The sequence below is a fragment of the Polyangium spumosum genome, from assembly GCF_009649845.1.
GTDB classification, from domain to species: Bacteria; Myxococcota_A; Polyangia; order Polyangiales; family Polyangiaceae; genus Polyangium; species Polyangium spumosum.
On record NZ_WJIE01000010.1, the window covers coordinates 183,448 to 197,194 of the forward strand.

Consider the following 13,747-nt stretch of genomic DNA (forward strand, 5'->3'; position numbering starts at 1 on the left):
GATGCGCGCAAAACACGATCACGCTTGGCATCCGCCGGGAAGCCGTGTTTTGCTGATACGTTATGGTCTACCGGATCGTCGGGCCCCCCATTCACGAAGGATCGAATACTGTCATCTATCGTGGAGAGAGGGATGACGGTCAGAACCAGGTCGTCATCAAGCTCCCTCGCGGCGACGTCGCCCCGCGGGACATCGACCGTCTCCGGCACGAGTATGCGATCCTGAAAGCCATCGACGCGCCCGGCGTCGTGAAGGCCCTGGCCCTCGAGCCCTCCGAGCGGGGCGTCGCGCTGGTGTTGGAGGCCCTCCCGGGTGAGACGCTCGCCGCGCTCCTCCGCGCGCGGCGCCTCGACGTGCCGGCGGCGCTGACGATCGCCCGGAGCATCGCGGGCATTCTCGGGGGTGTCCACCGGCTCGGGATCGTCCACGGGGACGTGAAGCCACAGAACATCCTTTATCGACCGGAGACGGGCAGCGTCCACCTCATCGACTTCGGTCTGGCCAGGCGGATGTCGGCGAAACCCGAGCGCGTCGCGCCGGACGCGATCGAGGGGACCCTCGCGTACATCGCGCCCGAACAGACCGGCCGCATGAACCGGCCCGTCGACCACCGCGCCGATCTCTACTCCTTCGGCGTCACGCTGTACCAGATGCTCACCGCGGCCCTGCCGTTTTCGACCACCGACGCCGTCGAGCTCGTGTTTAGCCACATCGCCCGCGTCCCCGCCGCGCCGCGGGAGGTCGACGGGCGTATCCCCGACCTGGTCTCGGCGCTCGTCATGAAGCTGCTCGCCAAGGCGCCCGAGGATCGATACCAGACGGCCCGGGGCGTCGAGCTCGACCTCGACGCGTGCCTCCGGCAGATCGAGGCCACGGGCACCACGTCCGAGCTCACGCTCGGGCGGCACGACGCGGCCGGCGTCCTGCGCCTCCCGGATCGTCTTTATGGTCGAGCGGGGGAGGGGCGGACGCTCCGCGACGCATTCGAGCGGCTGCGCCGAGGGGCCGCGGAGCTCGTCCTCGTCGCGGGCCCGTCCGGCGTCGGCAAATCGGCGCTCGTCCACGAGCTCCGCCGGGGCCTCGCGCGGGACGAGGCGCGCTTCATCGCCGGGAAGTTCGATCTCCTGAGCCGCAGCGTCCCGTACGGCCCCCTGATTCACGCCTTTCGTGAGCTCTTGCAGCAGCTCCTCGGCGAGAGCGCGGCCGAGCTCGAGGACCATCGGGCGCGCCTCTCGCACGCGCTCGGCGGCAATGGGCAGGTGATCGTGGAGCTCGTCCCCGAGGCCAGACGCCTGCTCGGCGAGCAGCACCCGCTCCCGGCCGTCGGGCCGACCGAATCGCAGAACCGCATGAACCTCGCGCTGAAGAGCTTCGTGCAGGTGTTCGCGAGCGCGACGCGGCCGCTCGTCCTGTTCCTCGACGATCTGCAATGGGCCGACGCGGGCTCCCTCAAGCTCCTCGAGGTCTTGCTCGTGGGTCGGGATTGCCCCGGCCTCGTGATCCTCGGCGCGTACCGCGACAACGAGGTCGACGCGGCGCATCCGCTGACGGCGACCCTCGCCGCGCTGCGGAAGGAAGGCGTCGTGGTGAGCGAGATCGGCCTCGTCCCGCTCGGCGCCGCGGAGCTCGGCGATTGGCTCGCCGACGCGCTCGTGGTGGACGCCGCCCGCGTGGCCCCCCTGGCCCGGGCGATCCACGCGAAGACGCAGGGAAACCCGTTCTTCGTGGGCCAGTTCCTCCACGCATTACACGAAGGGCAGCTCCTCCGGTTCGACGCCGAAGCGAGCGCCTGGTGCTGGGACATCGCGGCCATCGAGGCGCGCGAGGTCACCGACAACGTGGTCGATCTGATCGTCAAGAACATCACGATCCTGGCTCCGGAGACGCGGCGCGTCCTCCTGCTCGCCTCGTGTATCGGGCACGAGTTCACGCTGCAAACCCTCGCGACCATCGACGCGTCGACGTTAGATCAGGTCGAAGGCGCGCTCCTCCCCGCGGCGCGGGAGGGGCTCGTGGCGCCGGGCGAGCGAGGCGGCGTGTACCGATTCCTGCACGACCGCGTGCAGCAGGCCGCGTACGCGCTGATCGAGGACGCGGACCGGGCCGCGACGCACCTGCGTATCGGCCGGCTCCTCCTCGCAGGTACGGAGGCGCGTGACGAGGCCCTCTTCGAGATCGTCGAGCACCTCAATCGCGGCGAGGCGCTGATGACGGATCCCGCCGAGAGGATCGAGCTCGCCGAGCGGAACCTCCTTTCGGGCCGGAAGGCGAAGGCATCGAATGCGTACGACGCAGCGGCGCACCATTTCCGCGTCGGCACGACCCTCCTCCCGGAGTCGGCCTGGGCAGACCTCTACCCGCTCACCTTCGCGCTGCACCAGGAGCTCGCCGAGTGTGATTACCTCTGCGGCCGCTTCGAGCAGGCCGAGGCGCTCTTCGAGCGTCTCGCGGAGCGGGCGCGATCCAGGGTCGATCTCGCGAACGTGTTCGCCATGGAGCTCCGGCTCTACCAGGTCGCGGGGAGGTACGCCGAGGCCGTCGATCTCGGCTTCCGGGCATTGCGGCGGTTCGGCGTCGAGTCGCCCGAGACCGACGAGGCCGTCCAGGCGGCGACGAGGCGCGAAATGGAAGGGATCCAGGCGCTCCTCGGAGACAGGCCCATCGAGTCGCTCGTCGAAGCGCCCGTGATGGCCGATCCCGAGCACAACGCGCTGATGGGCATCCTGAACGAGCTCCTGTCCTGCTCGTACATCGGCAGGCCCGCGGTGTTCCCGCTCAGCGCCATGCGGGCCGTCTCCTATTCGCTTCGCCACGGCAACTCCCCCGAGTCCTGCTTCTCGTATAGCTGCTACGCCATCCTCCTCGTGGCGTTTGGCCAGATCCCGACGGCCGTCGCGATCTCCGAGCTCGCGCTGGCGGTGAACGAGCGCTTCGGCGACGCCGCGACGAGGGGCCGCCTGCTCCACGTGCACGGCAATCACATCCAGTTCTGGCGCAAGCATTACCGCGCGTGTTTCCCCGTCATCGAACGCGCGTTCGAGGCCTGCCTCGCCGTCGGGGACTTCGTCCACGCGGGCTTCATCTCCCACGCGATCACGTGGCTCTCCGTGGAGCGTGGTGAATCACCCGCCGACGTCCTCCGGACTTGCGAGCGCTTCGCGGCGTTCGCGAGGCAGAGCCGGAACGAGCCTATCTTGCTGGGGATCCGGACGGTGCAGCAGTTCGTGAAGAGCCTCGAGCGGCACGCGCACCCGGAGAGGCCCCTCGACGACGAGCAGTTTCGCGGCGAGGATTGCCTCGCGGCCCTCGGGCGCGCGGGCTTCGGCCCCGGCGTCGCGTTTTATCACATCATGGTGCTCGTCCTGCATTACATGGCCGGGCGCCACGACGAGGCGCTGGCCTCCGCCGAACGCGCGCGAGAGATCCTCGGCTGCGTGATGACCTTGCCCATCGAGGTCACCTTTCATCTGCACGAGGCGCTCGCCCTGCTCGCGCGGGGCCCCGCCGCGGATCCGGAGGCCGCTCGCCGGGAGCAGCAGCGGATCGACGAGAGCCTCGACAAACTCGCGCGGTGGGCCGAGCACGGCCCCGAGAACTACGAGCACAAGCATTGCCTCCTGCGCGCGGAGGCGGCGCGCGTCGCCGGGCGCCACCTCGAGGCCGACGACCTCTACGATCGGGCGATCGTGTCCGCGCGGGAAGGTGGCTTCACGCAATACGAGGCCCTCGCGAACGAGCTCGCCGGCAAGGCCCTCCTCGCGCGCGGCAGGCGACACCTCGCGCCGGTGTACCTGCGCGCGGCGCACGCGGCCTACGTTCGATGGGGCGCGGCGCAGAAGGCCGAGCGCCTGGCGGAGGCGTATCCACAGATCGTCCCCGCCGGTCCCCTGCAATCGCCTGCGACGTTGCAATCCTCGACCGCCGCGAGTGGCTCGGGGGCCCGTGGGATGAGCGGCGTCGTCGACACCGCCACCGTCCTGCGCCTCGGGCAGGCCCTCGCCGGGGAGACAGAGCTGCCGAAGGTGATCGAGCAGCTCATGCGGATCGTGCTCCACAATGCGGGCGCCTCGCGGGGATGTCTGCTCCTCGACAGGGGCGGCGTGCTCCGGATCGAGGCGACGATCGCGGTCAGCCCGGACGTCGTCACAATCCGCGACGGCGGCCCGATGGAGGAGAGCGCCGATTGGCCCGTCTCCGTGCTCCGGTATGCGGCGCGCACCCGGGAGGTCGTGGTGGTGGGCGACGCGGCGGCCGATCCGCGCTTCACGAAGGAAAGATCCTCGCCCGGCCGCGGGCTCCTCTCGATTCTTTGTGTCCCGCTCGTGCATCGGCGCCGCCTCGTGGGCTTGCTTCATCTCGAGAACGGCCTCGCCCGTGACGCCTTCGGCGCCGAACGGATCGAGTTTCTGGAGCTGCTCTGCGGGCAGGCCGCGACGGCGCTGGAAAATGCGCTCCTCTTCGGGCGCCTTCAGGAGACGAGCGACGCGCTCCGGCGATCGAACGAGCGGCTGGAGGCCGACGTCGCAAAGCGGACCCAGGATCTGCGCGAGGTCAATACGCGGCTCACGGAGGAGCTCGAGGAGCGAGCCCGCGCCGAGCACGAGCGCGCGGCTCTTCAGGAGGAGATCATCCGCGTGCAGACCGATCTCCTCGCCGAGCTCTCCACGCCGCTCATCCCCATCACGGACGACATCCTGGTGATGCCGCTCGTCGGCGCGATGGACGCGCGGCGCGCGGAGCGGGTGATGGATACGGTGCTCGTCGGGGCGTCCACGAGCGGGGCAAAGGTGGTGATCATGGACATCACGGGGATGAAGACGGTCGACGACGAGGCCGCGTCCGCGCTGATCCGCGCGGCCTCCGCGCTGCGCCTGCTCGGCATGCAGGCGTGGCTCACGGGCGTGCGAAAGGAGGTCGCCCAGACGCTCATCGAGCTGGGGATCGACCTCGGCGACATCCTCACGTTCGGGAGCCTGAAACGAGGCGTCGCGCACGCCGCGCGCCTCGCGCGGGAGAACCCGCGGGGGAGGGGGGCGCGCTGAGAGGGTATTCCACAGGCTGCTGCGCGGCGCGATGCGTCGGTCGGACTCGCTCAGCGTACAAAGTACGCCTCGCTCGCCCTCCCTAGCCTCGCGCCGCTCGCGACGCCTGTGGAACACCCTCTGAGGACGCGCCCCTCCTCGGGGGCTCACTTCTCGTCGAACACGTATTCGTGCTGCGCGTCGCGGATCGTCAGCGTCCGCTTCTTCTCGCCGCTGCCCACCACGAACTCCAGGCCCGTCATCCCCGGCGTGATCGTGAGGAACGAGATCGAGCCGTCCGGGTTCTTCCGCGACGCGACCTCGCCCTTCCATTCACCGAAATCGAACGTCGTCGCTCCGCCTGCCCGCGAAACCTTCACGTCGCCGAGCGCCGCGTTCGTGTAATGGGCCGCGAGCTTCGCGGATTCGGCGGCGTCGGCGGGGATGGTGAGCAGCTTGCGGTCGGCCGCGAGCTGGTCGAAGAACATCTTGCCCATCGTCGTGATCTCCGCGTCGGCCTCGGGGCGGCCATTGAAGAGCACCTCGAGCAGCTTGCGCTGGAAGATGGTGCGGATGAGCCAGCCGGGGTCGCCGTTCGTCAGCACCACCGCGCCGACGCCGTGCTCGGGCAGCCACATCATGTCGCTGTGAAAGCCGATCATGTCGCCGCCGTGGTGCACCACGGTCACGCCCCATTTCTTGTCGACCATCAGGCCCATGCCGTAACTCGCGTCCCGGTTCAGCGCGACCTGCGGCGCGCGGCGCGCGAGCAGCGGCTCCTTCGAGATGTATTGCTTGCCGTCCGGCAGCTTGCCCTCGGCGAGCTCCATCTGGACGTATCTGAGCACGTCGTTCACCGTGCTCCAGGCGCCGCCCGCCGGGCGCACCGGGATCACGGCCTCGTTCACCACGCCCACCGCCTTCGCCGGCTTGCCGTCGACGTCCGGCGCGTGCGCGACCGCGTAGTTGCCCGTCTGCCCGCGCTTGAAATCGAAGGTCGCCGACTTCATGCCGAGCGGCTCGAAGACCAGCGTGCGCATCGCCTCGTCATACGCCCGGCCGAGGTCGAGCTTCGGGAACACGACGTGCCCGCCGATGAAGCCCGCCGCGGCGGCGAGCGGGTTCGAATACTGGAAGAGCTCGCCGAACTTGCTCGTCGGTTGCATCGTCCCGAGCGTCGTCATCGCGCCCTCGGGCGTCACGCCTCTCCACTGGAAGAGCCATTCGAGGTCCTGCCGCGGCAGCCCCGTGCACGCGCAGATCAAATGCTTCACGAGCACCCGGCTCGTCGTGTCCGCGTCCCCGAGCTTGAACGAAGGCAAGAGGCTCGTCGCCGTCGTCTCCCAGCCGAGCTTCTTCTCGTCGACGAGCTTGGCGAGCATGAGCGTCGTCAATGCCTTCGTGTTCGACGCGATGATGTATTTCGTGTCCGCGTCGACGGGCGTCTTCTTGCCGAGCTCCCGCACGCCGAAGCCGCCCGCGAAGACCACCTTGCCGCCCTGGACGAGGCCGATCGAGACGCCGGGCACGCCGAGCTTCTGCTGCGCCGCCTCGACGAACTTGCCGAGCTCCGCGATACGCGCCTGATCGAGCGGGTTCGCCGTCTTGCCCGCGAACGACTCGCGCTCGCGCCCCTTGGGCAAGAGGCGGCCGTAGATCAGCCCGGTCTGCGAGGCGCGTTTCTCGCCGACGGCCTGCGCCATGTCGTAGATGATCACGGTCCACATGTCGTTCGCGAACCGGACATTGACCCCGACGTCGCGCTTCTCGTTCGGCGACGTCTGGTAGTCGTAGAAACGAATGCGGGTCCAGCCGTCCTTGTCGGGCGCGTCGAGCGTCGTCTTGAGCGGCCATTTCGGCTCCTGACCATAAGCCGCCCACGCGAGCGCGAGGGCGGCGTCCGCGTCCTTGGCCTTCACGTCGACGAGCACAATGTGGTTGCCCGCCTCGGGCGCCTCCAGGATCGTCGCCTGGCCCCGCACCGTCATCGTCCAGCCGGAGGGCGCGATGAACGTGTTGCCTGCGGCGGTGGTCTTCGGCGTATCGGCGGCGAGTTTTTCGCTCGCGAGCGCGGCCGGCGAGGGGGCGGGGGACGTGGTGGGCGCGGCGGTCGCGGCGGGCGAGCCGGTGGGCGCCGGCGATGCGGTCGGAGCCGGCTGCGGCGAGGATGAACAAGCGGCGACGGTGACGAGGGCGAGTGGCAGGAACGAGCGCATGGCGCGCAATCTACACGCGCTTGGTCCCGGGGCAAATCCGACCTGGGGACGCTCGCCGAGACCGTGCTTGCTTCGTAGCCCGAACGAGCGGATCATGCGCCTGTCGAGTCGAGCTCACCAGGAGAGATGAAGATGGCACAGAGGGCGATGTACAGCTTCAGGGGAGATACCCGCGACGACGCGACGGTCCGGGATCATGGCGGCTTCGCTCCGAAGTTCATGCTGGAGAAGCACGCCGGTGGGTTCGACGGTTACGTCGCGTGCGGGAACAAGACCGCGCGAAGACTCGGCTGCAACTGCCCGGGCACGACCGAGGCGGATCTGTTGCGAGGGGGGCGCAACGAGTTCCTGAAGATCATGGAGAAGCCCATCAACCTCCAGGCCCACGTGATGTTCAACAAGGCCGGGTACATCTCGACCGCGCTCAACGCGGACGAGACCTACGCCGGCCATCAATACAGGATGGGCGGCCTGATGTACGAGTATTCGATCCAGGAGGCCGCCGCGCGGTTCCGCATCGCGGCGAAGATCCCGGGGCTCGTCAACGGCTGGAGGGTGTACCTCGACCACGTGAACATCGGGCAATCCGAGCTCATCGCCATCACGCCGCGCGGCGGGGTGGAGTTGACCTTCATCTCGCCGGTGCCGTACAGGTACATCACGCACGTCGGGTTCAAGTGAGCGCCCCGCTCACTCGTGGTGGGCCCGGGGCAGCTCGTATTCGAGCAGGATGGCGCCGCCGGCCTCCGTGAAGAACAGCGTCTTCAGATCGATCAGCGCCCGCGCCGGCTGCGCGCCGCCCTCCGTCGTGACGCCGTAGGCGCGCACGAGCTCCGCGCCGATCCCCTGCACGACCACGCCGACGTTGAAATCGTAGGCCACGGGCGTCACCAGGTAATCGAACGCCTGGAAGTACCGGAGCATGTCCTCGCCCGACTGCACGAACAGGTAATTGCCGCCGCGGCTGCTCGAGATCGCGTGGATCACCGATTGATGGAAATTCTCGCCGACGCCGAGCGCGGTCAGGCCGACGCGGCGACGCGCCTGCTCCTGCACGAGCCGCTCGAGCGAGGTGGTGTCCGTCACGCCCGTGTTGAGGCCCGCGTCCGAGATGAGGATCACGCGGTGCTCGTAGCCGGGCAGGCGGTCCACGTTCTCCCGCACGAGCGTGAACCCGTCGCGCAGGCCGGCCTCGAGGTTCGTCGAGCCACGCGTCTGGAGCGCCCGCACCTTCGTGATGAGCGCCTCCTTGTCGCCGACGGGCGCGGGCCGGACGAGGATCTCGCTGTTCGTTTCGAAGAGGACGATGGAGAGGACGTCCTCCTCGTCGAGCTCCTCGATCGTCCGGACGAGCGCGTCCTTGGCCCATTCGAGCCGCGATTTCTCGGTGCCGTCGTCGGCGCTCATCGAGCCGCTGACGTCGAGCACGACCGAGAGGTTCAGCGGATCGCGCTCGAAGAGCGCGGCGGTCATGGCGGAGCTCATGCCGAGCTGCACGTAAAGCCGTCGTTTCTCGGCATCCACCGCCACGGCGGGATTCACGCACACGAGGGCGCGGCAATCCGCGGCGCGGGTGAGGGGGAGGGAGAATTCGCGCAAGAACCCCTCGATGGTGAGCACCTCGGCTTTGGGCACGTGCTGGTCGCGCACGAGCTTTCGGAAATACCCGAAGCCCTGCGCCCCGCCGCCGGTCACGGCGAGCCCCCCCGCGGGCGCAGCCGCCAGGAAGAACCCACCACCACCCCACGTGCGCAGGCGCGTGGGTTGCGTGTATCCGCCGACGGGATCCCGGGCCTGCTCCATGTTCGCGGCGAGGGCGCGCACGAGGTCCATGACCTCCGCGATGTCGCGATCGGCGCGGAGGCGCGAGTTTTGAAGGATTTGCGTGTTCAGGGTCCGTATCTCGTTCTGCAACGAGGAGGCGACGGCCTTGCGGGGCGCGGCGCAGCCGGTCGTGATGTGATCCCAGGGGAGATGGATGGGGCGCGGGCAGGCCTTTTCGTATCGGCCGAGGAAATCCACGACGGTCTGGGCCGTCTGCGCCAGGAAAATCGTCTTCTCGATGCCAGGATCGGTGGCGACGAGGCCGGGAGGCCCGAGCGGAGGGATATTGACGAAGCGGGTCTCGGATTCGACGCGTGCAGTATCTGCGCGCTCGTAGCGGTAGGTCACGTCGACGCGAGGTTCGGCGAGCGCAGGCTGCGCGAAGAGGACGAGCGTCGCGAGGAACAAGATGATTTGCATGGACACCTCCTTGCCGGGCTGGGCCCGTTGGAGAGGAGGAGGCAAGAGAGGCGCCCCGGGGCAGGGGCGCGTGCCCGCCGCCGCAGCCCGGCGACGCGCTCCGGTCGGCCGTTGGGGCACAAAGTTCTCGCCCAGGGCCATGCCCCCTTGATGTCCCCGGCGCGTGGGCGCTACGTCCCGAGGGATGCATGACGTGCACGAGTTCCTCAAGACCCTCGCCATCGTGCTCGGGGTTGCGGCCATCACGACGGTCGTCTTCCAGCGAATCCGCAAGCCCGTCATCCTCGGCTACCTCATCGCCGGGCTGATCGTCGGGCCCCACCTGCCCTTGCCGCTGAACGCGGACCCCACGACGGTCCGTACCCTCTCGGAGCTCGGCGTCATCCTGCTCATGTTCGCGATCGGCCTCGAGCTCAACATCGCGAAGCTCGTGCGTGTCGCGCCCACGGCGGGGGTCATCGGCGTCCTGCAGGTCGCGCTGATGATGTTCGCCGGGGTCGCCGTGGGCCGCGCCTTCGGCTGGACCCAGATCGAGAGCATCTTCGCCGGGGCCGCGATCGCGATGTCGAGCACGACGATCATCGCCAAGGTCTTCGAGGAGCTGAAGGTCGCCCCCGCGCTCCGGGAGCTCGTCTACGGCGTCCTCATCGTCGAGGACATCCTCGCGATCCTGCTGCTCGCCGTGATGACCACCGTCGCGAGCGGCAGCGGGCTCGACGCGACCACGCTCGCCGTCACGACCGGCAAGCTCGTCGCGTTCCTCGTGGGGATGGTCGTCGTCGGCCTGCTCATCGTGCCGAAGCTGATGCGCGCGGTCGTGAAGATGGGCAGGCCCGAGACCACCGTCGTCACGAGCATCGGGCTCTGCTTCGGCCTCGCGCACGCATGCGCGGCCATGCATTACTCCGTGGCGCTCGGCGCCTTCGTCGCCGGGGTCCTCATCTCGGAGTCGGGCGAGGGGCACACCGTCGAGCACCTGATCGTCCCCATCCGCGACATGTTCGCGGCGATCTTCTTCGTGTCCGTCGGCATGCTGATCGACCCGGCGCTCGCGCTCCAGAACTGGGCCGCGGTGCTCGTGCTGACGGTCGTCGTCATCGTGGGCAAGGTCATCGGCGTGGGGCTCGGCGGCATCGTGACGGGCTGCGGGGTCCGGACGAGCGTGCAAGCGGGCCTCGGCCTCTCGCAGATCGGCGAGTTCTCGTTCATCATCGTTGGCCTCGGCGCGACCCTCGAGGTCACGCGGCCCTTCCTGTTCCCCGTCGCCGTCGCGGTCTCCGCGATCACGACGCTGACGACGCCGGCGCTCGTCAAGCGCTCCGAGGCCGCCGCGAAGTACGTGGACGACCGCGTCCCCCGCAGGATCGGCGCGTTCATTTCGCTCTACAGCGCGTGGGTCGAGCGGGTGCGGAAGGCGCCGCGGTCGTCGACGACGGGCGCGCGGCTCCGCAGGCTCGCCGTGTTGCTCGTCCTCGACGCCGCGGCGCTCGTGGCGCTCCTCGTCGGCGGCGGGATGTTACGCGGGCGCATCGAGCAGGCGGCCGCCGCGTATTTTGGCCTCGGCCCGCGCGCCGCGCAGCTCCTCGTCTTCACGGCGGCGGCGCTCGTCGCGCTGCCGTTCGTCTTCGGGGTCGTCCGGTTGACGCGTGGGATCGGCCTCGCCGTCGCGGGCGTCGATCGCGCGGCAGCCCGGCCCATCGCGCTCGTCGTGCAGCTCGGGCTGCTCGTGGCGGTCGCGACCGTCTCGATCACGGCCGTCGAGCCCTTCGTGCCGGCGGGCCTCGGCTTCTTGCTGCTCGTGGTGCTCGTCGGCCTCGCCGTCGTCGCGTTCGTCCGGACCGCCCGGCAATTCGAGGTCGAGGTGCAAGCCGGGGGGGGCCTGGTGCTCGACCTGCTCAAATCGAAGCTCGGGGGCGAGGGAGCGGCGCGGGCGGCGCATGCGGAGGGCCACGCCGCTCTCGGGTCGGCCGGGGCGAACGAAGCTCCCGCGTTGCTCCTCGGGCTCGGCGCGCCGCGCCTCCTGCGTATCGTCGAGGGCAGCTCGGCCGTCGGGCGCACGCTGGGTGAGCTCAACCTGCGCGCGACGACGGGCGCCGCCGTCCTCGCCATCGTCCGCGACGGCCAGGCCTCGATGATGCCCGGCCCCACGGATCGACTGGAGGTCGGCGACGTCGTCGCGGCCGTCGGCTCCGAGGAGGCGCTCTCGAGCGCGGAGGCGCTCTTCAGCGCGACGGAGCCGGAGCCGGAGCCGTATGCAGACGCGGCGGAGTCGGGGACACGGCCACGCGCGACGACGAAGGACGATCCGCAGCCTGCGTGATACCGTCGGCTCCCTCATGCCCCGCCTGCCGTCTCTCCCGCTGCTCCTTCTGCTCGCGAGTTGCGCCGCCGCGCCGCTGCCTGCGGAACCTCCGCTGCTCGTGAACCCTCCGCCGCCCGTCGCCGCCGCGCCGCCGGCGGATCCTGCGCCCCCGCCTGCGCCGCCTCCGCCTCCGGAGACACCCCTCCCTCCGCTCGTCGCGCTCGACGCCCCGATCGCCTGCACCTTCGACGCGCCCCGATGGAGAGGCGCCACGGACATCGCCGAGCTCGCGCTTCGCCTCGGCGGCAAACCTTTTGTACGTATCACGGGCGGCGCGGCGCGGCTCTCGGTCCCCGTCGGGCCGGCTGGCGACACCGTTTTGCAGATTCAGGACGCGGGCTTCACCGTCCAGGGCCACCTCCCGGCCTCGGCCTCCTCGCTCGGCCCGAACGAACCTTTCGTCCTGAATGGTTTTGCCATTCCCACGATATTCGCCCGCCTCGCCTGGTCCGAGGGCAAGGACGCGTCGCTCGCCGTGACACACGCCGGATCCGACGATCTCGAGGTGCTCGATCCGCCGCTCCGCGCGACGCGGCCCTGCGCGGACGTGGGCCTCGACGGGCGCTCCTTTGTCGCGGACGAGGCCGTCCCAGGCGGGGGAGAATCGAAGAAGCAGGACGTCAAGGCCTTCTTGCCGGGCAGCCGCGTGGCGATCGCCGTCGAGCCGAAGGGAAAACCCGTCGCTCGGATCGCCGTGAAGGAAGCGACGCACGTGACGGTATTCGAATCGCGGGGCGGCATGTCCCGCGTGTCCTTGCCGGTGGGCACGCTCGTCGTGTTCGGCTGGGTGAAGACGTCGGACCTGAAGCCGGCCGGTTCGCTCAGCGGATATGGCACCGGTAGCGGCAGGAGGGGCCTCCGGCCGCCCGAGGTCGTCGTGAAGGAGCGACTGCGCTGCGAGCACGACGTGCCGCTCGTGGCGGAGGTCGAGGGCGAGCGGCGGACGGTGGGGGCGATCGGGAAAACGACGCCCATCGAAGTGCTGGAGCGCGTGGGCGACGAGGCGCGCGTGCGGGTGTGGACGAAGGCGATCCACGCGGCGGCGGGCGCGCTCTTTCTGGTGAGGGCCTTCGATCTGCACGGGTGCGCGGCCGTCCAGGGCTGAGCTACGGCTCGCCTTCCCGAGAAGAGAGATCGCCTTGACGCGCCCGTGCTGCCGCCGTAGCAAGGTTTGTCCCTACACTCGGGAGGTCTCGTTTGAAAAAGATCGCCATCCGCGTCGGCATCGGCCTCGGCGCCGTGATCGTGGTGCTCCTGGTCCTGATCCTGCTCCAGCCCTCCACGTACCGCGTCGAGCGTCACGCCACCGTCGCGGCGCCCGTGGACGTCGTGTTCGACCAGGTCGAGGATTTTCGAAAATGGGGCCCGTGGTTGCCCTGGGCCAAGCTCGATCCGCAGATGAAGACGACCTTCGGCGGCACGCAAGGCGCGGTCGGCGCGACGTACGCGTGGGAGGGCAATGACGACGTCGGCTCGGGCCGGATGACCGTCACCGCCATCAAGCCGAACGAGCGCATCGACATCGAGCTCGCGTTCATCGAGCCCTTCGCGTCCAAGGCCGACAACGGGTTCACGGTCGAGGCCGCGGGCCAGGAGACGAAGATCACCTGGTTCATGGCCGGAACGAACGATTTCATGGGGAAGGCGTTTTGCCTTTTCATGGACATGGATGCGATGATCGGAAAGGACTTCGAGAAGGGCCTCGCCGACCTGAAGAGGGTCGCGGAAGAGGCCGCGAAGGCGCCGAAGCCTGCGGACGCAGGCACGGTGAACGCCGCCGCGCCCCAGTGATCCCCGCCTGCGCCTCCCCGCCACGCTTGCGCTGATCCCCGACGGGCCCCAGATGCCGGTGTCGGTGGGGATCTCTCCCGAAGTGAGGCCGGGCTCGCTCGGCGGGGGGCCCG

Annotated in this window: 7 protein-coding genes; 5 read left to right on the forward strand and 2 right to left on the reverse strand. The window is 69.4% G+C overall.

All coding sequences use genetic code 11. The features are described from left to right. Nucleotides 1-62: 62 nt before the first annotated feature. Nucleotides 63-5,042, forward strand: coding sequence for an AAA family ATPase (locus GF068_RS30160; RefSeq protein WP_153822951.1), 4,980 nt, complete (start codon nucleotides 63-65; stop codon nucleotides 5,040-5,042). A gap of 146 nt (nucleotides 5,043-5,188) precedes the next feature. Here the strand turns inward: GF068_RS30160 and GF068_RS30165 are convergent, their stop codons facing one another. Continuing rightward, nucleotides 5,189-7,237 carry a serine hydrolase domain-containing protein gene (locus GF068_RS30165; RefSeq protein WP_153822952.1) on the reverse strand — a complete coding sequence of 683 codons (2,049 nt, stop codon included), beginning with the start codon at nucleotides 7,235-7,237 and terminating at the stop codon, nucleotides 5,189-5,191. A 132-nt stretch (nucleotides 7,238-7,369) separates the two neighbouring features. On the opposite strand from GF068_RS30165, the gene GF068_RS30170 reads away from it, so the two are divergent. Then, nucleotides 7,370-7,918, forward strand: a complete 549-nt coding sequence (locus tag GF068_RS30170; protein ID WP_153822953.1) for a hypothetical protein — start codon at nucleotides 7,370-7,372, stop codon at nucleotides 7,916-7,918. A 9-nt stretch (nucleotides 7,919-7,927) separates the two neighbouring features. Here the strand turns inward: GF068_RS30170 and GF068_RS30175 are convergent, their stop codons facing one another. Beyond that, entirely contained in the window at nucleotides 7,928-9,481 is a 1,554-nt protein-coding gene (locus GF068_RS30175; protein WP_170319751.1) for a vWA domain-containing protein, read from the reverse strand. A 184-nt stretch (nucleotides 9,482-9,665) separates the two neighbouring features. Here GF068_RS30175 and GF068_RS30180 point away from each other — a divergent pair, with 184 nt between their 5' ends. From GF068_RS30180 to GF068_RS30190, 3 genes are all read left to right on the forward strand, one after another. Then, nucleotides 9,666-11,801: a monovalent cation:proton antiporter family protein gene (locus tag GF068_RS30180; RefSeq protein WP_153822955.1), complete on the forward strand. Its 2,136-nt coding sequence runs from the start codon at nucleotides 9,666-9,668 to the stop codon at nucleotides 11,799-11,801. Nucleotides 11,802-11,817: 16 nt separating this feature from the next. Next, nucleotides 11,818-12,948, forward strand: a complete 1,131-nt coding sequence (locus tag GF068_RS30185) for a hypothetical protein (RefSeq protein ID WP_153822956.1) — start codon at nucleotides 11,818-11,820, stop codon at nucleotides 12,946-12,948. A gap of 92 nt (nucleotides 12,949-13,040) precedes the next feature. Beyond that, on the forward strand, nucleotides 13,041-13,634 hold the full coding sequence (locus GF068_RS30190) for an SRPBCC family protein (protein ID WP_153822957.1): 594 nt from the start codon (nucleotides 13,041-13,043) through the stop codon (nucleotides 13,632-13,634). The last annotated feature ends 113 nt before the right edge of the window (nucleotides 13,635-13,747 follow it).